The sequence below is a fragment of the Serratia sp. (in: enterobacteria) genome (assembly GCF_046715635.1).
GTDB lineage: Bacteria > Pseudomonadota > Gammaproteobacteria > Enterobacterales > Enterobacteriaceae > Chania.
Genome location: NZ_JBKJYW010000110.1, coordinates 1 through 21,261 on the forward strand (window position 1 = coordinate 1; position 21,261 = coordinate 21,261).

The following is a 21,261-nucleotide window of genomic DNA, read 5'->3' on the forward strand; positions in this document are numbered from 1 at the left end:
CCCTGGAAGTCCCAGGTTGGGATTTGCAGCATCATGTTGCGTTCCAGGTAAATCTCGGCCATCTCTTCGGAGATATCGGTCGCGGCACTCATCCCCCCGGCGGCACCGACAAAGCGGGTCACACCAGGCGCGGCGACCATAGCCGCACCGCCAATGCCGAAGGTTTCGGTAATGGCGCTATCGCCAATGTCCGGGTTGGCGTCGGCCTGGCTATAGCCGGAGAAGAACAGGCCTTCCGGCGTATTGACCGGCGCGGTAAACCATTGGTCACCCATGCCACTGATCTTGACGCCAAAGTTTTTGCCGTTACGGGTCATCACCGTCACGATGGTGCCTTGCTTAATCTCTGCCCCGGCATCCATGGCCGCCTTGCAATAGGCCATCGCCAGGTTGAGGAAGAACTGATCGGTGATGCTGAGGAATTGCATGACCTTAGCCAGTTCAACGTTGTCCCGCTCAAGCAGGCTGATTTTAGGGGCCAGCAGGCGCATCAGCAGCGCCGACGCCGCGATATTGCGCTGGTGGAATTCATCCCCCATGGTGATGGCCTGAGCCATGACGGCGGTGAGGTCAATCCCCTCTTCGAAGGTGGCCAGCACCTCTTTTAATACCGGTGCCAGTGAGTCGCGCATCCAGCGCAGGCGCGCCTGCACGTCTGGCCCATAAGCACCAAAGCGCATCACCTTACCGATCCCTTCGTTCAGGTTGCAGTAGGCATGGTTGCCATGAACGGTGTTTTTCACCACCACCAGCGGCATGTGCGCCGAGGTGATGCCGCCCATCGGGCCAACGGCACTAACGTTATGGCAGGGGATGAACTCAATCTCGCCGTTTTCCAGCAGCGCCAGCGCCTGCTGCTCACTTTCGGCCCACTGCTCAAACAGGCAAGCGCCAATGCAGGCACCGCGCACCGGGCCGCTCATTTCCGACCAGGTGACCGGTGGCCCGGCATGCAACAGTTTTCTCCCCTGTGCCAACTGCGGGATCAGGTTTTTAGCTAAATCAACATCCTGCCAATGAGGGCGAGCTTCACGGATCCTGGCGATAACGGCGGCGTTTGCTTGTTCAATTGTTGCGGTCATATCAATCCCTTACTTTAAATTTTTCAGTATGTTAGCCAATCGTTGATTACCACCGGCCACCGGGGCCCATTGGTAATGCACCACTGAAATTTCGTTGGTTTGCAGATCGTCGGCAAAGCTACGCAAGCCTGCATTGATCACGGAAACACCGGCCAGCATGGCGGGTGCCGGTTCGGCGGTGCCCAGCGCTGGAGGAGCGATTAACTGGCACGCCAGCGCTACCGCCTCAGGCAGCGAATTCATCACGGCAATGCCTGCCTCATTGAGCGTGGCAATCTGTTTGGAACGCTGCTGGGGATCTTGTTCGGTGCCGGTCACCGTGGCGATAACTGCCAGTGGATGGGCCGCACCACGCTTTTCGCGTACGCGTTTGACTTCGGTAGCCAAGGAATCTGCGGGATCTTCCTGCGCGCCATAGCCAATCACCACATCCAGCAGCAGCACGCCAATCTGCGGCTGCTGAGCAAGGCGGGCAATTTCCTGATTGCGGGTGGAGGGGTCGATCATTGGGTGCGGTTTGCCCTGGGTGTAGAAATCGTCGCCCATATCGATAATGCGGTGCCCGTCGGCGTTGAGCATTGAACCGTGTTGATGCTTGCTGTCGGCCTCCACGCCCAGCCGATCGGCCAGCAACATGGCGCATTCCGCCGCCAGCGTGCCACCGGCGTACAGACCGGAGATTTTGCCACCGCATACCGCAGGTTGCTGTGCGGCCATTTGCTGCACGTTTGCCAACATCGCAGCCAGGCGGGCAGCTTCATCCAATGTCGCGGCGAAGGTGATATTACCCTCTTGTTCAGCAGGCGCTTTGGCCCCCAGGAACAGCGCAACCACCGGTTTGCCAAGGGTCTTCATCTCATTGATAACCCGTTGACGTACCGCTTCTGCCGGAGGCTTGGAGACAAACGCCAGCACCTGGCTTTGCGGATCGGCCGCCAACATACGCAGTGCGCTGATAGCGCTGATGCCACCGATTTCGGCGGTTAAATCACGCCCGCCCAAGCCAATGGCGTGAGAGATGCCTTGCCCGGCCAGGGTAATTTGCGAGGTCAGCTCCTGGATACCCGTTCCCGAAGCGCCAATGATGCCGATCATGCCTTTGGGTGCGACGTTGGCAAAGGCCAGCGGTGCCCCGGCAATATTGGCCGTACCACAGTCTGGCCCCATCACGATCAGACCCTTATCGCGCGCCTTGGTTTTTAGCGCCACTTCCTGCTCGACGCTGACGTTGTCGGAAAACATCATCACGTTGCAGCCGTCGTCCAGCGCCTGATCGGCCAGCTCAGCGGCATATTCCCCAGCAATGGAGATCAGCACCATATTGGCATCCGGCAGCTTCTGCCGCGCCATGCGCCAACTACGTGCCTTAAGCAGGCGTTTACCGCCCTGCTGCCCCTGAGCAATGGCTTTCAACGCCAGGTCTAACGCTTCGCCGATTTGTGCGGTGATGCTGCCATCGGCAGATTCCGCCTTGATCGCCACGCAAATATCATTGGGGGTCGCTTCACTGAATTGCGAGTGCCAGAAGCCGGTCGCTTCAAGTAATGATTTATTGGCCGGCGTCCCCATCATGACCGATATTTCTTCAACGTCGGGTGATTCACTGAGCTTACGGGAAATTAGCATCAGGCTGACGGAATCCTGAAAGCTCCCTTTTTTTATAAAAGCATGGATCATAGTGATATCCTTAAAACAGCATGTGAACTTCGCAATGGGCGTTCTCAGATATTTTTAGTAACCTATTTATTTCAGACCCCATATTCTTATCGGCCAAGCTACAAATAAAACCCGTTGACGATGGTGAGTCTCATCACACTTTGCCCATTGTTAGAAAAAATCATCAAGTCCAGCGGGGATTAATTGAATTCAATCGTCAGAACCACCACGCTTTGTTAAAAATAATCTAACAATGGTAATGCCATTCAATGAAAATTTAAGCCAATAAAACAATAGCCGTCTGGATCACATTATTACAGCCCCAGGTTTATACAGTAGGCGTTAGAGATAGTTTAAATAAACCGTATACCCGTCGTCTTTCAAGCTGCAGCGTTGTTATCTGCACTATCTCACCCCAGTCACTTACTAAAGTAAGCTCCTGGGGATGAGATAGCTTGCCGCCTAGCTGCAGCTTGAAATCCATAGGGTATATCAAAGGAAGGACTGTCAATGAAAGTCTCTAAACAGCAACTGCATCAACTGATTAAAAATAAAATTCATTCTGCAGGTCTAAGCCAGGAACACGCCGGGATTGTCGCGGACGTTTTGGTCCATGCGGATGCACGTGGGATCCATTCCCATGGCGCGGTGAGAGTGGAATATTATTCTGAACGCATCAGCAAAGGCGGCACCAATAACAACCCGCATTTTACCTTTGAAAAAACCGGCCCTTGCAGCGCAGTTTTTGATGGCGATAACGGTGCTGGGCACGTCGCCGCCAAGCTGAGTATGGATCACGCCATCGAAATGGCGAAAGAGAACGGCGTGGCGGTGGTTGGCGTTCGCCGCATCGGCCACAGCGGCGCGCTGTCTTACTTTGTACAGCAGGCCGCCCATGCCGGCATGATTGGCATCTCAGTGTGTCAGTCAGACCCGATGGTCGTCCCTTATGGCGGCGCAGAGGTCTATTACGGCACCAACCCCATCGCTTTCTCGGCACCGGCTGAAGGCGACGACATCATGACCTTCGATATGGCCACCACGGTTCAAGCCTGGGGCAAGGTGCTGGATGCTCGCTCACGCAACGTGCCCATCCCGGATACCTGGGCGGTAGACAGCGAAGGCAATAACACCACCGATCCTTTCGCCGTCAGCGGGCTGTTGCCTATCGCCGGGCCAAAAGGTTACGGCCTGATGATGATGGTCGATATTCTATCCGGCGTGTTGCTTGGCCTGCCGTTCGGCAAACACGTCAGCTCGATGTATCACGATTTAAGCGCAGGCCGGGAATTGGGCCAGCTGCATATCGTGCTCAACCCAAGCTATTTCACCCACGAAGCGACCTTCCGCAAACATATCAGCCAGGTCATGAGAGAACTGAACGAAATCAAACCGGCACCTGGCGTGAAACAAGTGCTCTACCCTGGCCAAGGTAGCCATATGCGTGAAATAGAAAATGAAAAGAACGGCATCGATATTGTTGACGACATTTATCAATACCTGATTTCTGACGATATTTACCAGCGTTCCTACGACCATAAAGATCCGTTTGCCAGTTAATCGTCAGATTAATTAAATCAGGCGGAGAAAAGCTATTTTCGCCGCCATTTTCCTTATCAACCCTCCCGACAAAGCTGAGTTGGCGCATGTCTCAGGGACGTTACAAGCAGGCAGATAAATATGAAGAATTTCCAACAAGAAATTAGTGAAACTTCTGGCTGGTTATCCAAGATCGGGGCAGATCCCAGCGGCGGCATGACGCGCTTGCTGTATACCCCTGAGTGGGTGGAAGCCCAACGGACGCTGAAGCAGGCTTTTGAAACCGCCGGTCTGACGACCTCTTTTGATGCCGTCGGCAATTTATCCGGCCGCCTACAGGGCAGCAAATATCCCGATCAGGTGATCCTCTCCGGCTCGCATATTGATACCGTCGTCAGCGGCGGCAACCTCGACGGGCAGTTTGGCATCGAAGCCGCCTATCTGGCGATCAAACATCTGAAAGAAACCTACGGCGCACCGTTGCGCACGCTGGAAGTCATCTCGCTGGCCGAGGAGGAAGGCAGCCGTTTTCCTTACGTTTTCTGGGGCAGTAAAAACATCATCGGCTCTGCTCGCCCGGAAGAAGTCAAAAACATCAGTGATGCCAAAGGCGTGAATTTCGTTGATGCCATGCATAGCGCAGGCTTTGACTTCCGTCCGCAGGATCAGCCGCTGCGCAAAGATATCGCCGCCTTCGTTGAACTGCATATTGAGCAGGGCAAGGTGCTGGAGACCGAAGAAAAAACCATTGGCGTGGTCACCAGCATCGTCGGCCAGCGCCGCTACGATATCAAACTCAAGGGTGAGGCCAACCACGCAGGCACTACGCCAATGGGTTACCGTAAAGACACCGTTTATGCCTTCAGCCGGATCTGCTGCGAATCCATCGCCAAGGCCCAAGCAGAAGGCGACCCGCTGGTGCTGACCTTTGGCAAGGTCGAACCCAAGCCTAACACCGTCAACGTCGTGCCTGGTTTTACCCATTTCACCCTGGACTGCCGCCATACCGACAAAGCGGCGCTGCTGCGTTTTACCCAAGAGATCGAAGCCGATATTCAGCGCATCTGTGCAGAAATGGGCATTGAGGTCGAGATCGATCGGTGGATGGATGAAACGCCGATCCCAATGGACAAACAGCTGCTGGCCTGCGTCAGCCACCTGTGTGAAAGCCACAAATTGAACTACCGCATGATCCACAGCGGAGCTGGGCATGACTCACAGATTTTTGCCCCGCACGTCCCTACGGTGATGATGTTTGTGCCAAGCATTGCCGGTATCAGCCATAACCCGGCGGAGAAAACCGAGCTGTCCGATCTGGCCGAAGGGGTGAAGATTCTGGCGCATACCTTATATCAACTGGCCTATACCGAGCAGGGAGCACGCCTATGAGCAACAGTAAAACCTCTTCCAACACCGGGTTTGATCCGCTGTACTGGAAAAAAATCGTGGTGGTCCTGTGTCTGGGCTGGGCGGTGATCTGGATTTACCGCACGGTGCTGACACCGATCTTCCCTGAGATCCAGGCAACCATCGGCGCGCATTCCAACGCCGAGATGGGCCTGATCGCCAGCTTCTACTTCTTTGCCTATACCGGAATGCAGATCCCGGCCGGGATCCTGGTAGATAAGTTTGGTAAGAAGGTGGTGCTGATCCCTGGCTTTTGCCTGTTCATCATCGCCACCTTGCTGATCGGCAACGCCACCAGCCTGACCATGATCTACGCCGGTAGCCTGCTGGCCGGGATGGGCTGTGGCTCCTACTACGGCTCGGCTTACTCGCTTTCATCAGAAAATATTCCGTTGGAACGCCGCGGTTTGGCCACCGCCATTATCAACAGCGGCTCCGCGCTGGGGATGGCCATTGGCCTGATCGCTTCCAGCCTGCTGGTGAAAAGCATGGGGATGGACTGGCAAATCATGCTGTTTATCATCACCGGCCTGCTGGTGGTCATGACGTTGGTGTTCTTCCTGGTGATCAAAGGGGGCTCCTACACCGCCTCACTGGCCGCCAGCCCGGCAGCCGCTGCGGCCACGCCGGTAGAAGAGACTGAGCAAGCCAGTGGGTTGTTCAGCCTGCGGATGATTTCCGCCTACGTGATGTATTTCGCCACCTGCTATGGCTACTACATGATCGTGACCTGGCTGCCTTCCTTCCTGCAACAGGAACGTGGGTTCGAAGGCGTGGCCATCGGCTTCTCTGCCGCGCTGGTTGCCTTTGCCTCCGTACCCGGGGCGCTGTTCTTCAGCCGCATGTCTGACCGTTTCCGCGCCAAGAAAGTGCAGTTGATCATCTTCTTGCAAATCTGTGCCGCAGTGACGCTGGTCTGCACCGTGATCTCACCAGACTCCACTACTCTGCTGGTCAGCCTGATCCTTTACGGCCTGCTCGGTAAGCTGGCGGTGGATCCGATCATGATCTCCTTCGTCGCGGATAACGCTCCGAAGAAGGGCTACGGCACCAGCTTTGGCGTGTTTAACTTCTTCGGCATGTCTTCTTCGGTGATTGCTCCATTCCTCACCGGGGTGATCTCCGACAGCACCGGCTCCAAGGTGATGGGGTTCTATATCTCGGCCGCCATCTTGCTGATCGGCACCATGATCTTCTTTACCGTCAACGTATTGATGAAGCAGAAAAACAATCGCCAAACGGCGGCACAGGCATAATTTTTGTTGTAGGGCTACGGCCCTGACTAATCAGGAGAATTACCGTGGGTTATATCAATAATCAGATTGGCTATCCAAAAGATATCTTGGCTTCGCGCTCCATTATCAAACGCGACAACTATGCCGTGATCCCACCCGATGGCCTGGTGCGCAACATCATTCCTGGCTTCGAGAATTGCGACGTCACCATTCTTGCCACCCCGAAACTGGGCGCCACTTTTGTCGATTATCTGGTGACACTGCATGATGGTGGCCGTAACCAGCAAGGGTTTGGCGGCGAGAATATCGAAACCCTGGTCTACGTTATCGAAGGTAACATCACCGCTTCAGCCGACAGCACCGATTATCCGCTCACCACTGGCGGCTATCTGTATTGCCCTGCCGGCGTGATGCTGCGCCTGGAGAACACCAACGGCGGCAAGCCAAGCCAGCTGTTCCTCTACAAGCGAGTCTATAACCGCATCAAGGGCTATGAAGCCCATGTCGTGAGCAACAACGTCAACAAGCTGGAGAGAATTCACTATGAAGGCATGAGCGATGTGATCCTGCAAGATCTGCTGCCGAAGGATCTGGGGTTCGATATGAACATTCATATCCTCTCCTTCAAGCCGGGTGCCAGCCATGGCTATATCGAGACCCACGTGCAGGAACATGGCGCATATATTCTTAGTGGTGCCGGAGTTTATAATCTGGATAACGAGTGGATCCCGGTCAAGAAAGGGGATTACATCTTTATGGCTGCCTATGTTCCGCAAGCCGGTTATGCAGTGGGCCAGGAAGAGTTCAGCTATATCTACTCGAAAGACTGTAACCGCGACGTCGACTTCTAATTCCACAAAAAACCCAAGAATTAATAAGATTCCCCCTAAAAGAAAAATGCTTTTAGGGGGTTCTTCTTTTACCTCCCCGTTATTCCCCCACTTTTTTCACACTTTTGTGTTGATTACCACACAACAACAATGGCATGTCGAGATTGTCACAATACTTTACTGTTCGTTTCGACCACAGGGTCAAACAATCTTGAGAGGTATTTATCATGTCTACATTCACTGCATTAAAGTATCCAATTATTCTGGTTCATGGTTTCAATGGTTTTGATAAGATCGCCGGGATCTATCCTTATTTCTTTGGTATTCCAAAAGCACTGGAAAAAGCCGGTGCTACAGTATTCACGGCATCTTTGTCAGCTGACAACAGTAATGAAGTCCGCGGTGAGCAATTGCATAACTTTGTGAAACAAGTGATCCAGGTAACTGGAGCACAAAAGGTCAATTTGATTGGTCACAGTCAGGGCGCTCTGGCCTGCCGCTATGTCGCTGCCACACATCCGGAACAGGTTGCCTCCGTGACTTCAGTGTCTGGGGTAAACTTTGGCTCGGAAATTGCCGACCTGGTTCGTTTGGCGGTAAAGCCTGGCGCGCTTCCCGAAGCGGTGGCCAGTACGGTGATGAATGCCGTTGGTTCATTTATCTCGATTATTTCTGGTCGCCCTTGTTTACCACAAGACAGTGTTGCAGCGCTTAATTCACTCACCAGTGAAGGTGTGGATAAATTTAATGCCAAATATCCGCAGGGCTTGCCGAGCAAATGGGGTGGAGAAGGTAAAGAGTTTGAGAATGGCGTCTACTACTATTCTTGGAGCGGGATTATCAAGCATAACCCGCTTGACCAAGGACTCAATAATCTTGATCCATTGCATACTGCACTGGTAGCCATCTCATTATTGTTCAAAAAAGAACGTTTCCAGAATGATGGGTTGGTTGGGCGCTATTGTACGCACCTGGGGAAAGTCATCCGGTCCGATTATTCAATGGACCATGCGGACGCTATTAATCAAACTGCTGGTGTTGTCACGCGTAGCGCAGATCCCGTTAAACTATTTGTCGATCACGTGACACGTTTAAAATCAAAAGGGTTATAATTTGACTCAGCCATTATCCCCCTCCATATAATAATAGGTTAACGGTGGGTGCCCCTATCTGGGGCACTTACCTGTGATGAATGACTTATTTGGGATACTGTATTCTGTAGCGCTATTATTTATTAACCAGTTTTGCCGGAACGCTGTAGGTCAGTATAGCCCCCAATATCATCATACTGGATAGCACACACATCGCGACCAGATTACTGTCCGTCGTGTTTTTAAAATAACCAATGATATAAGGGGAGATAAAACCACCTATATTAGCAATCGAGTTAATTAGCGCGATCCCGGCCGCAGCACAGGTACCGGTAAATATAGCATTTGGCAAACTCCAGAACAGGGGGGAAGGAACCAGGCTGGAGGCGACCGCAATACATAATGCCAGCATCACGATAACTTTATTGTCTGGGAACAAACCGATAAAGATCAGCGAAACCGCAGCAATACAGAAAGGAACAATAATATGCCAGCGCCTTTCTCGATGTTTGTCAGAACTACGCGCAGCCAGTAGCATGGCGACGACAGCAAGCATATACGGCAGCATAGTCAGTAAACCAATATCCAACACCGAGCTTACCCCCGTATCACGGATCATGGTCGGGACCCAGAAGGCCAATCCCCCTTGTCCCATCACCGTACAGAAACAGATCAACCACATTTTAGTGAAGGCAGAAGACTTCAGCATGCTCTTCATTGTCCACTCCTGCGCTATACCATCGACACCCCTCTTGTTCGATGTGCCCTGCACCATATCTTGCGTGATCATCTCTTTTTCTTGAGGACTGAGCCATTTAGCACTCTGATAGGTATTATCCAGGAAGAAGAAAATGACGACCGCAATCAATACCGCACGTGGACCACTGATAAAGAATAACCATTGCCAGCCAGACAGCTCAAACATGCCATTCATGTTTTCAATAATCCAACCACAGAGTGGCCCACCGATGATGTTACTTACCGGTATTCCGCAAACAAACAACGCAGTCATTTTTGCCCGCTGGCTTGAAGGGAACCACAGAGTCAGATAGAGGATTACCCCAGGATAAAAGCCGGCTTCGGCTAGTCCCAGTAGGAATCGTGCCAGATAAAACTGCGTTGGATTGGTAATGAAAATACTCAGCATTGAAATCGTACCCCATACCAACATCAACAGGGCAATGACTTTCCGTGCACCATATTTACTCAGTAAAATATTACTTGGTACACCGGCGATAATATAGCCAATGAAAAATACACCAGCCCCCAAGCCATACACTGCTTCGGCCATTGACACATTACCTTGCAGAATATCAGGCATCATCTGGAACTTGGAAAACGATATCCCAACGCGATCAAGATAGCCTACGATATAACTGATTAATAATATTGGCATAATGCGCCAGGCAATCTTACGATATAATTTGCTTTTATCAGGGTTGGTCAGAATAGTTCTATCAATCGCAGCATCAACGGTTGCCATATAGGGTCTCCTTGGTCGGCATCCTGCTATTTTTCTGTTATTTTTGCACGTATTTTGATCGAAAGACCCTCTTCACCTTACATAAAAAGGGCGATAGAAATTTCAGCGACGTTTATTACCTACTATTTTACAAGAATAGAGTCGGTATTAATAATGGTAAAAAAATACCGACCTATCAATTTAACCAGTCACTTTATGGTTGGCCATAATCTCCAACGCCTGTACCAATGCCGAATGGTCAAGATCTTTTGCCCCATTGGCGGCACAGAGGTTGAATAGCTCCTGGCAACTGGCGGTATTAGGCAAACTGAGTGCCAACGACTTCGCCCCCTGCAGCGCCAGATTGAGATCCTTTTGATGCAGGGAAATACGGAAGCCCGGTTCAAACGTCCGTTTGATCATCCGCTCACCGTGCACTTCCAGAATGCGCGAAGAAGCAAAGCCGCCCATCAGCGCTTCACGGACCCGTGCCGGATCGGCCCCCGCTTTGGAAGCAAATATCAGCGCTTCGGAAACCGCTTCGATGGTCAGGGCCACAATAATCTGATTGGCAACCTTGCAGGTCTGACCGTCGCCATTACCACCGACCAACGTAATATTTTTCCCCATCAGGGCCAGCAACGGTTTTACCCGCCCAAAGATGGCTTCGTCACCACCGACCATGATGGTCAGGCTGCCTTGCTTGGCCCCCACTTCACCGCCGGATACCGGCGCATCCAGATAATCGGCACCCAGTTGGTTGATGCGTTTGGCAAACTCTTTCGTCTCTAGCGGCGAAATAGAACTCATATCCACCAGGATCTTGTTTTTTAGCTGCGCTTCGGCACAACCATTGGCGGCAAACAACACCTCTGCCACCTGTGGCGTATCAGGCACCATAATAAAAATAACGTCAGCCTGATCGGCCACCTGCTTGGGGGTGGCACAGGCGATGGCCCCTTTTTCCAGCAGTTCCGGCGGAACCTGATGCAAGGTGTTGGCATACAGCTGATGGCCGCCTGCGATCAGCTTTTCAGCCATTGGCGTGCCCATGATCCCTAAACCAATAAAGCCTACTTTCATGATATGTCCCTTAATGTTGATATTGCTTAACCCATGACAGGCCTGCAGCCGTCGTGGTCGCAGGTTTGTATTCACAGCCGATCCAACCGCGATAGCCCATCTTGTCCAGCGCGCGGAACAGATAGTCGTAATTGATTTCCCCGGTTCCCGGTTCATGGCGCCCCGGATTATCGGCAATCTGGATATGCGCGATTTTCTGCAACAGCGTTTCCATGGTTTGGGCCAATTCGCCCTCCATGCGCTGCATATGGTAGATATCGTATTGAATAAACAGGTTGGGGCTCGCGACCCAATCCATCAGCTCCAACGCCTGACGAGTGGTTTGCAGATAGAAGGCGGGCATATCGTATTTATTGATCGGCTCAACCAATAGACGGATATTGGCCTTGGCCAACTCTTTTGCCGCATAGCTCAGGTTAGCGACCACGATCTCATCGGTCTTATGTTGGGCGACGGATTTATCCGAGTTACCGATCAGGCAGTTGATCTGCGCACAACCCAGCGCACGAGCATATTCCACCGCCAGACCTACGCCATCACGAAATTCAGACTCGCGCCCTGGCAGGCAAGCGATGCCACGCTCACCCGCAGCCCAATCCCCGGCAGGCAGGTTTTGTAGTACCTGCGTGAGTTGATTCTCTTCCAGTGCGCCCCTCAACGCCTGCACGGAGTAATCGTAGGGAAACATATATTCAATCGCCGTGAATCCCTGCTCTTTGGCACAGCGAAAGCGTTGCATAAAATCAACTTCATTAAACAACATCGATAAGTTGGCTGAAAACTTTGGCATGAGCCTGCTCCTTACTGATAGTTGAAATAGCTGACCGAGGTCGGCGCATCTTCTGGCGACTCGGCAACAGGTTCGATCTCATTGACGTTATCCAGCTCTGTCCCCATCGAGATGTTGGTGACCCGCTCAAGGATAATCTCCACCACCACCGGAACCTGATGCAGACGCATTAACTCTTGCGCCTGTTGGAAGGCCGGTGCGATATCCTCAGGCTTAACGACGCGGATCGCTTTACATCCCATCCCTTCGACCACCTTGACGTGATCGACACCGTATTCACCCACTTCCGGGTTGTTGATGTTTTCATAGGACAGCTGGACGCAGTAATCCATATCGAAGCCGCGCTGCGACTGGCGGATCAGCCCCAGATAGGCGTTGTTGACCACCACGTGGATGTACGGCAGCTTGAATTGCGCGCCAACGGCCAGCTCTTCGATCATGAACTGGAAGTCGTAGTCACCCGAGAGTGCGATCACTTTGCGCTGCGGATCGGCGGCGCAGACGCCCAGGGCAGAAGGAAGAGTCCAGCCTAATGGACCCGCCTGCCCGGCGTTAATCCAATGACGCGGTTTGAACACGTGCAGCATCTGCGCCGCCGCGATCTGCGACAGCCCGATGGTGGTGACGTAACAGGCATCACGCCCGAACGCCCGGTTCATCTCTTCGTAAACACGCTGAGGTTTGATCGGCACGTTATCGAAATGGGTTTTACGCAGCAGGGTTTGTTTGCGCTGGAGGCAGGTTTCTACCCACTGTGAGCGATCTGGCAACGTCCCTTGATCCGCACGTTCGCGTGCCCTCGCTACTAACATTTGCAGGGCGATTTTGGCATCGGAAACAATGCCGAGATCCGGGCAAATCACACGGCCAAGCTGGGTCGGTTCGATATCGATATGGATCACCTTACGCCCAGCGGTGTATTTATCTACCGAGCCGGTATGGCGGTTTGCCCAGCGGTTGCCAATGCCAAACACCAGATCCGAATCCAGCAGGTTGGCGTTGCCGTAACGGTGTGAGGTTTGTAACCCTGCCATCCCTGCCATCAATGGATGATCGTCTGGGATACAGCCCCAGCCCATCAGCGTTGGGATCACCGGTACGTTACAGGTCTCCGCCAGTTCTTGCAGCAGGTCGGCCGCATCCGCGTTGAAGATCCCACCACCGGCGATGAACAATGGTTTGCTTGCGGCACACAGCATATCCAAGGCTTTGTCGATCTGCGCCGCAGTGGCCGCCGGTTTGTAAGCTCCCAGCGAGGAATAGGTTTCCGGATCAAACTCAATCTCGGCCATCTGCACGTCATAAGGCAAATCGATCAGCACCGGGCCAGGGCGGCCAGAGCGCATCAAGTGGAATGCCTGTTGGAGCACGCGGGGCACCAGTGCTGGTTCCATGACCGTCACCGCCATTTTGGTGACCGGCTTGGCGATCGATTCAATATCTACCGCCTGAAAATCCTCCTTATGTAAACGCGCACGGGGGGCCTGGCCGGTGATGCACAAAATGGGAATCGAATCGGCAGAGGCGGAGTAAAGCGCGGTGATCATGTCCGTTCCCGCAGGCCCCGAAGTCCCGAGGCACACCCCGATATTGCCAGGTTTGGCCCTGGTGTAACCTTCCGCCATGTGGGAAGCGCCTTCAACATGACGCGCCAGATAGTGCTTGATGCCGCCGTGTTGACGCATCGCGTTATAGAAAGGATTGATCGCCGCGCCAGGCACGCCGAATGCGGTATTCACACCTTCCTTTTCCAACACGTACATTGCCGCATCTACTGCTCGCATAATTGCCATCTAAACGTTCTCCTAAATTATGGAAAAATTTTCCAAATTCAAAATGAGTCCAAAAAAACCCGTTCAGGTGATAAACGGGGAGGTATCCTCATCTTGCAGCCGCGATCGCGGCTACAAACTTTGCTTTAAGCGTGGTCTTTCTTACTGCGCGACTCACCTAGCGCGGTACTAATGTCGTTGGCGACGTCACGCACCAATTCCCCCAGTTCCTTGAAACGATCGCTGCTAACGCGCGAACTAGGCCCTGAAATAGAGATAGCCGCAATGACGTTGTTGTTGCGGTCAAAGATCGCCGAAGCCAGGCAATTCAGGCCAAGAGCGTGCTCTTCAGCATCAACGGTATAACCCTGCTCCTGCGATTGCGCTAAATCCTTACGTAATAAATTTACGCTGGTCAGGGTCTTCGGGGTAAACGAGTGCAGCCCCGAACGGACGAACAAATCCAACATCTCCTCTTCGGCCAGCGGATACAGTAGCGCTTTCCCCGCCCCAGATGCGTGCAGCGGCAAACGGCTGCCAAGTGGCGCACACATCCGCACCATGGCCTGGCACTCACATTGGCGGATCAGTACCGCGTCAAAGTTATTCCTGATGGCCAGATTGGCGGTTTCGCCTGATAGCAACATCAGCCGCCGCATGTAAGGACCCGCAACCGAAACCACGTCCCTGTCATTCATGTAAGCGGCACCGACGGTAAACGACTGGATGCCGATATGCCACCAGCCAAGCTGGGGATCCTGAAAAACGAATTCCGATTTTTCTAATACTTTCAATAATCTGAAAGTCGTTGACAGCGGTAACTCCAACTTCTCGGATAGCACGGAAACGGACGAGCTTCCCCCGGCATTGGCCAGAAATTGCAAGATCTCCAACCCACGATCCAACGCCTGCGCGCCTTTCGTCGCCCCTGCTTCTGTCGTTGGTCTTCCCTTTCTGCGTACTTCGTTCATTCAGGCTTTCCTTATTTAGCTCAAGGTTTCTCCGCTATAATAAACAGCCTATGCGCTTGGGGACAGCGCTATCCAAGCACAACCCGGTAAGTCTCTGGCAATGTTTTGACGATACAGTTGTCGGGGCCGCCTCGATCGACCGTGAAAAAGTCGGTGATCGCGCCATAGGCAAACAGCGGGTGGTGCCACACATTGCGGTGATAATTCACCCCTTGCTTACCGTTGGTGATAAAGGCGCGCAAAGTCTGTAACGGAATTTCGTCCCCTTCCCCAGCTTCTGCAACAATCACCACGAAGCGCTCCCCCTTCATAGGCATAAATGCCTGCGAAGACAAAGGATGTTTCTCCAAAACTGAGAACTCCAACGGAAAATCACAGGGCTCGGATCGATTGATGCTGACTAGCACCCGATGATCATCGGCCACTTCGACTTTAGCAAGATCGTGATATCGCTCTGTTTTTCCACCATTAATATGGAAAAAGGGCGCACCCTCGATCTGCAGTACATTCCCATAAGGTGCAAAGGCTTCGGGCGTTAACTCAACGGCAATCAGGTCCATCAGTTTCTCCAGGATCGTTTCAAAAAGGAACATTACCGAATAGGTTCACTCTAGACAGGTCGCCTGAGATTTAAAAGTTAATATTGGAAAAATTTTCCACAACAAGATCAGCCGCACATTTTTTGCGCCAATGTAAAAATATTGCATTAATAATCAACCTATTAAAAAAAGAACCGTCGCGATACAGTTCGTTAACAGAGTTGTCACTTTTCGCCGTATTCAGCATAGGAAAGGCAATAAAACGTGATCGCGATCACGGGAAGCGGCTTTATGACTAACCCAAGGCGATTAAGGTAAGTAGATTCTTTTGTAACACTAGGGGAACGATGGCCGCACCGGTTAAGGAAGCGCTATGCTGGATCACGAAACAATTCGATCGTTTATTAAAGTCGCGGAATGCCAAAGCTTTTCCCGGGCTGCCGAATTACTGCACAAGACCACTGCCACCATCAGTTACCGTATCAAAACGCTGGAAGAAAGCATCGGCACCCAGCTGTTTATCCGCACGACCCGCAGCGTAAACCTGACCCCCGCCGGTGAATACCTGCTGGAACGTTGCCGCCAATGGCACAACTGGCTCGACTCCATGCCCGATGAGCTACGCCAGATCAACGACGGCGTGGAGCATCAGGTCAATATCGTGATCAACAACCTGCTGTACAACCCGCTCAGCGTCGCCCGGTTATTGGCCTACCTGCAACAGCGTTATCCCTTTACGCAATTTCATATCTCGCGTCAGGTGTATATGGGAGTATGGGATTCGTTGTTGCACGGGGATTTTCAGCTGGCCATTGGCACCACCGGTTCTGAATCACTGGCTAATGACGTCAGCGTATTGAAATTGGGGGGGATCAGTTGGGCTTTTGTGGTCACGCCAGATCATCCGCTCGCGGCCTGCCAGGACGCGGCACTGCATGAAGATCGTCTACGCAGCTACCCGGCAATCAACGTGGAAGATACTTCGCGCAACCTGACCAAACGCGTTGCCTGGCTGCTGCCCGGCCAAAAAGAGATCAAGGTGCCAGACCTGCGCAGTAAACTTGAATGCCACCTGCAGGGGCTGGGCGTAGGCTTTTTACCGAAAAATCTGTGCCAGCCCTATCTCGATAGCGGCCAGTTGATAACCCGTGAGGTCGTCAATCAGCGGCAACCTTCGCCGCTCTCCCTCGCCTGGCGTAACGACTGTGGTAAAGCCGTGGAAGAAATTGTCACGCTGTTCCAACGGCGCGATGAACGCATCAACGGCTTTCTGCAGGGTATTGATTTACCGGTTTAACGCGGAGGTTTATTGCTTCTGGGCCGCCACCTGGGCCCGGAGCTTCTTAATTGGCGGTGAGGGTTCCCGCTTCAGCACGTGCAGAAATTCATACGCCTTCTCATTGGTCGCGTACTCTGCTGGCACGCCAAAGTCCTGGATCATCATCCAGCGCTGGAACAGCTGCGGATCGGACTCTTTGATAAACCACAGCATTTTGACTGCAGTCGTGGCGATGGCCGGGATTGCGGTTACGGTGCCATTCACCCATTTATTCAAAGTGCTGCGCTGCACCCCCAAGAGTATGCACAGTGCAGGTTGCTCAATGCCTAATCGTTCCAGATAGCTTTTAAACTCTGCTTGATTATCCACCTGCGATTTCCTATTGACCTCTACAGACATGCCGCAGTTTAGCATATAAATTCCGTCCCCCACAGCTACGGAGCTCCAGAGCCTCCGTCAATCAGACAGCTAAAATAGACCTAATAGCTACATTTAAATGTGATTTAAGAAACATTCTCAGTAGCTGATAAAAATTGACATTCATCAACGGAATGGTTAAAACGTGATGCTTATCTAGGAAAATTCTGTATCGTTAGCTCAGTAAAGCGACAGAAAGGCTAAAAATCACTTTATTACGTAGCTATTAGCTTCGATATGAAAAGAAAAAATTAACCCAGGAACACTCCGGTGCCAGCCTGACTAACTCGAAGAATTAAATAATGATGATTAGGACACTGCCTACCTTAGTGATTGCCATCTTGCTGACCGGCTGTACTTCTACGGCGTCGCGCATGGCTGAATGTGAAGCACAGGACGTTTCCGAAGATACCTGTTATCTGGCCGAACAAAACCGTCAGACCGCCATTTACGCTGCGGCAGAGAAACAGGCGTTGGAAAATGCGGCGAGACAGTACGCGCAATCGGCACGTCTCGGGGTGCCAGCCTTCACTCCTCTGCGGCAAGCCGTGCAACACGCCCAGGCAGCAAAGAGCAAGACATTGCAGGCACGCATTGCCGGGATAGACATCAAGATCTCGCCAGATATCAAGCAGGGCTACATTGAGCAAACGGCAGCCGCGTTGACCGAAGAAAACCCGTATGCGCAGGTTTATCAAAAAGGGGTTTTCACCGCTATCTGGTACCGGCAGAAACACAAGATTGTGTTGCTGCGTGATGGCCAAATCGTCGGTACCGCTAAAGGATAGTCCTCTTGAAAAAATCCCAAACCGACAGATTCAAACATTTGCCCGAGATGCAGCAATTTGTTTGTCTTAAAGCGCTTCAGCACATCGAACAGACCGCTCTGCAGTCCGGCGTGATCGGCATGGCAGTCAGCGTGTTACTGACCGACGGCCAGACGGTGACGCTGAGCAAATTCGACGCAGCCCCTGAAGAAGTCTCCATTATTACCTCATGGCAGTCTTAAGCAGTTACAGGTAAACCTGGCAAAAATGGTCCCTTCGCGGTGAGATGCTGGCATTTTCTGCAAAAAATAGTCTTATCCTGGCGATGCATTAGGTATTCCCCCTGCCGCTAGCGTAATATCTAGCAATATGTCTGACAGGAGGTTGTGCCATGTTTACCATTATTCCGATCGTGATCGTTGTCGCGTTGATTATCGTCTTCTCGAGCATCAAAATTGTCCCGCAGGGCTACCAATGGACTGTAGAGCGCTTCGGCCGTTATACCAAAACATTGATGCCGGGTTTAAACCTGGTAGTGCCTTTTATGGATCGTATTGGTCGCAAGATCAATATGATGGAGCAAGTGCTGGATATCCCTTCACAGGAGATTATCTCGCGCGATAACGCTAACGTGGCGATCGATGCCGTCTGCTTTATCCAGGTTGTCGATCCGGCTCGTGCCGCCTATGAGGTCAGTAACCTTGAGCAGGCGATCGTTAACCTGACCATGACCAACTTCCGTACCGTGCTCGGTTCCATGGAACTTGACGAAATGCTGTCACAGCGCGATAGCATCAACACCCGCCTGCTGCATATCGTCGATGAGGCCACCAACCCTTGGGGCGTCAAAATTACCCGTATCGAAATCCGTGACGTTCGCCCACCGGCCGAGCTGATTGTGGCGATGAACGCCCAGATGAAGGCCGAACGAACCAAGCGTGCCGACATCCTGGAAGCGGAAGGGGTACGTCAAGCCGCGATCCTGCGCGCAGAAGGGGATAAGCAATCACAGATCCTGAAAGCCGAAGGGGAACGCCAGTCAGCGTTCTTGCAGGCAGAAGCGCGTGAACGTGCCGCCGAAGCCGAAGCGCGGGCAACCCAGTTGGTGTCTGACGCCATCGCCACCGGTAATATCCAGGCAATTAACTACTTCGTAGCCCAGAAATACACCGACGCATTGCAGAAGATTGGCTCTGCCAATAACAGCAAAGTGGTCATGATGCCGCTGGATGCCAGCAGCCTGCTGGGTTCTATCGGCGGTATTACCGAATTGCTGAAAGACAGCAAAGGTAAGTAATTATGTTGGAACAGATCGCAGCAAACCCACAATGGTTCTGGGTCTCGCTAGGCGGGCTGCTGTTAGCTGCGGAAATGCTCGGTGCCAGCGGTTATCTGCTGTGGAGCGGCGTTTCTGCGGTGATTGTCGGGGTGATTATCTGGCTGCTACCGGAGTTGAGTTGGGAGTGGCAGGGTTCCCTGTTTGCCGTGATGACCATTGCCGTAGCCTACCTGTGGTGGTACTGGCTGCGCAAGCGGCCTACGGCAACCAATGGTTCACCGGTGCTCAACCAGCGTAACCGTCAACTGATCGGCACACGTGCCACGCTGACCGAGGCGATGCATAACGGCCATGGCCGTATCAATATTGCCGACAGTAGCTGGCGCGCGCAAGCCAACGAGGATCTGCCGATCGGCACCGAAGTTGAAGTGGTGGCCGTCGAAGGCACCACTTTGGTGATCCGCGCCATTATCCGCTAGCCTTGGTGGCAGCAGCCTGCCAGATTATTAATGATCGGGCAGTCTGCGCCTTCATCACCAGGGCATTGATCCGCCAGCGCCAGCAGCCGTTGGCGCATTTCCCCCAGTTCGCTGATGTGCTTTTCGATATCGGCGACTTTCTGCAGCGTGCGGGCTTTGACATCGGCACTGTGCCGCGCCGGATCGTTGAACAACGCGACCAGTTCACGGCACTCATCAAGGTTGAACCCCACCTGGCGAGCCTGGCGCAATAACGTCAGTTCTTCAATATGCCTGGCGCTGTAGCTGCGGTAGCCATTGTCCGTACGGATCGGGGCGGTCACCAATCCTTTCTCTTCATAAAAACGGATGGCTTTGCTGGTCAAACCGGTTTTTTTGGCAACGTCGCTGATATTCACTTTATCCCCCTTGACCTTACCCTTGCTGGAAGGTTTAAGATCATTCTCAATGAAAAGAACCTAGGCGGTCAACCGCCATTATTTTGCGAGGAAAACCATTATGTCACAAACTACCGTGCTGGCGTTGCAGGGACTCTCCTGCATGAACTGCGCGCAAAAGGTGAAAAAAGCCTTGGAAAGTCGCGCGGATGTCGAACAGGCCAACGTCAACGTTCACTACGCTAAAATCACCGGTGCAGCCCCGGCTGCCGAGCTGATTGATAGCGTCGTTGCCGCTGGCTTCCAGGCCGAAATCGCCCATCAGGCTGATACTGAATTACAACTTTCCGGCTTATCCTGCATGCATTGCGTGGGCAGCACCCGTAAAGCGCTGGAAGCGGTGCCGGGCGTGATCGCCGCCGACGTGACCATTGAGGGCGCCAAAGTCTATGGCGATGCCACTCCAGAGCAGCTCATCGCTGCGGTCGAGGATGCGGGCTATCACGCCAGCCAGGTGGGAGCCAACAGCCACCCAAAAACTGAGCCGCTGACTGAATCTGCCCCAACCTTGCCGGAAACCCAGGCAGCGGCCCCCTCTTCCCTTCCGGCAAGCGAGACCGACGACAGCATCCAGCTGTTGCTCAACGGCATGACCTGCGCCAGCTGCGTCAATAAAGTCCAGACGGCGTTACAGAACGTCCCCGGCGTTGAAATGGCGCGGGTAAACCTGGCCGAACGCAGCGCCTTGATCACCGGTAAGGCCACGCCTCAGGCATTGGTCGCAGCGGTAGAAAAAGCCGGTTATGGCGCTGAGATGATCCAGGACGAAACCAAGCGCCGCGAACGCCAACAGCAAACCGCACAGGCTAATATGAAACGCTTTCGCTGGCAGGCCGCATTAGGCTTGGCGGTGGGCGTGCCGTTAATGGCCTGGGGCGTGTTTGGCGGTAGTATGTCGCTGACGCCAGAAACCCAGCGGCCGTGGCTGATGGTTGGCATCATTACCTTGGCGGTGATGGTGTTTGCCGGTGGCCACTTCTACCGCAATGCCTGGCGATCGTTGCTGAACGGCAGCGCCACCATGGACACGCTGGTCGCCCTGGGGACCGGTGCCGCCTGGCTGTACTCCATCAGCGTCAACCTGTGGCCAGACTTCTTCCCGATGGAGGCACGGCATCTCTATTACGAAGCCAGTGCGATGATCAT

The 21,261-nt window shown here is 52.9% G+C and carries 21 protein-coding genes; 11 read left to right on the forward strand and 10 right to left on the reverse strand.

Translation table 11 applies throughout. The features are described from left to right. The coding region (locus ACLQ7H_RS05280) for a DUF1116 domain-containing protein (RefSeq protein WP_411751769.1) at positions 1 to 1,082 on the reverse strand (1,082 nt) is incomplete at its 3' end. A 9-nt stretch (positions 1,083 to 1,091) separates the two neighbouring features. Beyond that, positions 1,092 to 2,759 (reverse strand): acyl-CoA synthetase FdrA, encoded by a 1,668-nt coding sequence (locus ACLQ7H_RS05285; protein ID WP_411751770.1) that lies wholly within the window; start codon positions 2,757 to 2,759, stop codon positions 1,092 to 1,094. Between the two features lie 489 nt (positions 2,760 to 3,248). Here ACLQ7H_RS05285 and allD point away from each other — a divergent pair, with 489 nt between their 5' ends. The 5 genes from allD to ACLQ7H_RS05310 all read left to right on the forward strand — a co-directional run bounded on the left by allD (position 3,249) and on the right by ACLQ7H_RS05310 (position 8,861). After that, positions 3,249 to 4,298, forward strand: coding sequence for an ureidoglycolate dehydrogenase (allD, locus tag ACLQ7H_RS05290; RefSeq protein WP_411751771.1), 1,050 nt, complete (start codon positions 3,249 to 3,251; stop codon positions 4,296 to 4,298). A gap of 120 nt (positions 4,299 to 4,418) precedes the next feature. Further along, positions 4,419 to 5,666, forward strand: coding sequence for an allantoate deiminase (gene allC, locus ACLQ7H_RS05295; RefSeq protein ID WP_411751772.1), 1,248 nt, complete (start codon positions 4,419 to 4,421; stop codon positions 5,664 to 5,666). Continuing rightward, entirely contained in the window at positions 5,663 to 6,940 is a 1,278-nt protein-coding gene (locus ACLQ7H_RS05300) for an MFS transporter (RefSeq protein ID WP_411751773.1), read from the forward strand. The genes allC and ACLQ7H_RS05300 overlap by 4 nt, the downstream gene beginning before the upstream one ends. A 44-nt stretch (positions 6,941 to 6,984) precedes the next feature. Then, positions 6,985 to 7,770, forward strand: coding sequence for a (S)-ureidoglycine aminohydrolase (gene allE, locus ACLQ7H_RS05305; protein ID WP_024486475.1), 786 nt, complete (start codon positions 6,985 to 6,987; stop codon positions 7,768 to 7,770). Positions 7,771 to 7,976: 206 nt separating this feature from the next. Beyond that, positions 7,977 to 8,861 carry an esterase/lipase family protein gene (locus tag ACLQ7H_RS05310; protein ID WP_411751774.1) on the forward strand — a complete coding sequence of 295 codons (885 nt, stop codon included), beginning with the start codon at positions 7,977 to 7,979 and terminating at the stop codon, positions 8,859 to 8,861. Positions 8,862 to 8,976: 115 nt separating this feature from the next. On the opposite strand, the gene ACLQ7H_RS05315 is transcribed toward ACLQ7H_RS05310, so the two are convergent. The 6 genes from ACLQ7H_RS05315 to ACLQ7H_RS05340 form a co-directional block, all read right to left on the reverse strand. Beyond that, on the reverse strand, positions 8,977 to 10,323 hold the full coding sequence (locus ACLQ7H_RS05315) for an MFS transporter (RefSeq protein WP_411751775.1): 1,347 nt from the start codon (positions 10,321 to 10,323) through the stop codon (positions 8,977 to 8,979). Between the two features lie 180 nt (positions 10,324 to 10,503). After that, complete coding sequence (glxR, locus tag ACLQ7H_RS05320; protein ID WP_411751776.1) at positions 10,504 to 11,385, reverse strand: 2-hydroxy-3-oxopropionate reductase; 882 nt, start codon at positions 11,383 to 11,385, stop codon at positions 10,504 to 10,506. A 10-nt stretch (positions 11,386 to 11,395) separates the two neighbouring features. Further along, a complete protein-coding gene (hyi, locus tag ACLQ7H_RS05325; protein WP_411751777.1) occupies positions 11,396 to 12,175 on the reverse strand; it encodes a hydroxypyruvate isomerase in 780 nt (259 codons plus the stop codon). Between the two features lie 11 nt (positions 12,176 to 12,186). Then, a complete protein-coding gene (gene gcl, locus ACLQ7H_RS05330) occupies positions 12,187 to 13,968 on the reverse strand; it encodes a glyoxylate carboligase (protein WP_411751778.1) in 1,782 nt (593 codons plus the stop codon). 125 nt (positions 13,969 to 14,093) lie between these two features. Next, positions 14,094 to 14,918, reverse strand: a complete 825-nt coding sequence (gene allR / locus ACLQ7H_RS05335) for an HTH-type transcriptional repressor AllR (protein ID WP_411751779.1) — start codon at positions 14,916 to 14,918, stop codon at positions 14,094 to 14,096. Between the two features lie 68 nt (positions 14,919 to 14,986). Then, positions 14,987 to 15,478, reverse strand: coding sequence for an ureidoglycolate lyase (locus ACLQ7H_RS05340; RefSeq protein WP_411751780.1), 492 nt, complete (start codon positions 15,476 to 15,478; stop codon positions 14,987 to 14,989). A 352-nt stretch (positions 15,479 to 15,830) separates the two neighbouring features. On the opposite strand from ACLQ7H_RS05340, the gene allS reads away from it, so the two are divergent. Beyond that, positions 15,831 to 16,754, forward strand: a complete 924-nt coding sequence (gene allS, locus ACLQ7H_RS05345; RefSeq protein ID WP_411751781.1) for an HTH-type transcriptional activator AllS — start codon at positions 15,831 to 15,833, stop codon at positions 16,752 to 16,754. Positions 16,755 to 16,763: 9 nt separating this feature from the next. Here allS and ACLQ7H_RS05350 read toward each other — a convergent pair whose 3' ends face one another. Beyond that, the gene (locus ACLQ7H_RS05350; protein ID WP_411751782.1) at positions 16,764 to 17,105 is read right to left on the reverse strand and encodes a hypothetical protein; all 342 of its coding nucleotides are present in this window, start codon (positions 17,103 to 17,105) and stop codon (positions 16,764 to 16,766) included. A 350-nt stretch (positions 17,106 to 17,455) separates the two neighbouring features. On the opposite strand from ACLQ7H_RS05350, the gene ACLQ7H_RS05355 reads away from it, so the two are divergent. The 4 genes from ACLQ7H_RS05355 to ACLQ7H_RS05370 all read left to right on the forward strand — a co-directional run bounded on the left by ACLQ7H_RS05355 (position 17,456) and on the right by ACLQ7H_RS05370 (position 19,678). Then, positions 17,456 to 17,941 (forward strand): hypothetical protein, encoded by a 486-nt coding sequence (locus ACLQ7H_RS05355; protein ID WP_411751783.1) that lies wholly within the window; start codon positions 17,456 to 17,458, stop codon positions 17,939 to 17,941. Between the two features lie 5 nt (positions 17,942 to 17,946). Beyond that, entirely contained in the window at positions 17,947 to 18,162 is a 216-nt protein-coding gene (locus tag ACLQ7H_RS05360; protein WP_411751784.1) for a hypothetical protein, read from the forward strand. A gap of 149 nt (positions 18,163 to 18,311) precedes the next feature. Continuing rightward, complete coding sequence (locus ACLQ7H_RS05365; RefSeq protein ID WP_411751785.1) at positions 18,312 to 19,217, forward strand: SPFH domain-containing protein; 906 nt, start codon at positions 18,312 to 18,314, stop codon at positions 19,215 to 19,217. 2 nt (positions 19,218 to 19,219) lie between these two features. Next, positions 19,220 to 19,678, forward strand: a complete 459-nt coding sequence (locus tag ACLQ7H_RS05370; protein ID WP_411751786.1) for an NfeD family protein — start codon at positions 19,220 to 19,222, stop codon at positions 19,676 to 19,678. Here ACLQ7H_RS05370 and cueR read toward each other — a convergent pair. Beyond that, on the reverse strand, positions 19,675 to 20,076 hold the full coding sequence (cueR, locus tag ACLQ7H_RS05375) for a Cu(I)-responsive transcriptional regulator (protein WP_021805441.1): 402 nt from the start codon (positions 20,074 to 20,076) through the stop codon (positions 19,675 to 19,677). The two genes, ACLQ7H_RS05370 and cueR, sit on opposite strands and share 4 nt — an antisense overlap. Before the next feature lie 100 nt (positions 20,077 to 20,176). On the opposite strand from cueR, the gene ACLQ7H_RS05380 reads away from it, so the two are divergent. After that, a partial coding sequence (locus tag ACLQ7H_RS05380; protein ID WP_411751787.1) for a cation transporter occupies positions 20,177 to 21,261 on the forward strand: 1,085 nt, incomplete at its 3' end.

What these genes read in the sequence shown, in the direction of transcription:
- ACLQ7H_RS05285 (WP_411751770.1), bottom strand. Translation starts at nt 2,759, where the DNA reads ATGATCCATGCTTTTATAAAAAAAGGGAGCTTTCAGGATTCCGTCAGC.
- allD (WP_411751771.1), top strand. Translation starts at nt 3,249, where the DNA reads ATGAAAGTCTCTAAACAGCAACTGCATCAACTGATTAAAAATAAAATT.
- allC (WP_411751772.1), top strand. Translation starts at nt 4,419, where the DNA reads ATGAAGAATTTCCAACAAGAAATTAGTGAAACTTCTGGCTGGTTATCC.
- ACLQ7H_RS05300 (WP_411751773.1), top strand. Translation starts at nt 5,663, where the DNA reads ATGAGCAACAGTAAAACCTCTTCCAACACCGGGTTTGATCCGCTGTAC.
- ACLQ7H_RS05310 (WP_411751774.1), top strand. Translation starts at nt 7,977, where the DNA reads ATGTCTACATTCACTGCATTAAAGTATCCAATTATTCTGGTTCATGGT.
- ACLQ7H_RS05315 (WP_411751775.1), bottom strand. Translation starts at nt 10,323, where the DNA reads ATGGCAACCGTTGATGCTGCGATTGATAGAACTATTCTGACCAACCCT.
- glxR (WP_411751776.1), bottom strand. Translation starts at nt 11,385, where the DNA reads ATGAAAGTAGGCTTTATTGGTTTAGGGATCATGGGCACGCCAATGGCT.
- hyi (WP_411751777.1), bottom strand. Translation starts at nt 12,175, where the DNA reads ATGCCAAAGTTTTCAGCCAACTTATCGATGTTGTTTAATGAAGTTGAT.
- gcl (WP_411751778.1), bottom strand. Translation starts at nt 13,968, where the DNA reads ATGGCAATTATGCGAGCAGTAGATGCGGCAATGTACGTGTTGGAAAAG.
- allR (WP_411751779.1), bottom strand. Translation starts at nt 14,918, where the DNA reads ATGAACGAAGTACGCAGAAAGGGAAGACCAACGACAGAAGCAGGGGCG.
- ACLQ7H_RS05340 (WP_411751780.1), bottom strand. Translation starts at nt 15,478, where the DNA reads ATGGACCTGATTGCCGTTGAGTTAACGCCCGAAGCCTTTGCACCTTAT.
- allS (WP_411751781.1), top strand. Translation starts at nt 15,831, where the DNA reads ATGCTGGATCACGAAACAATTCGATCGTTTATTAAAGTCGCGGAATGC.
- ACLQ7H_RS05355 (WP_411751783.1), top strand. Translation starts at nt 17,456, where the DNA reads ATGATGATTAGGACACTGCCTACCTTAGTGATTGCCATCTTGCTGACC.
- ACLQ7H_RS05365 (WP_411751785.1), top strand. Translation starts at nt 18,312, where the DNA reads ATGTTTACCATTATTCCGATCGTGATCGTTGTCGCGTTGATTATCGTC.
- ACLQ7H_RS05370 (WP_411751786.1), top strand. Translation starts at nt 19,220, where the DNA reads ATGTTGGAACAGATCGCAGCAAACCCACAATGGTTCTGGGTCTCGCTA.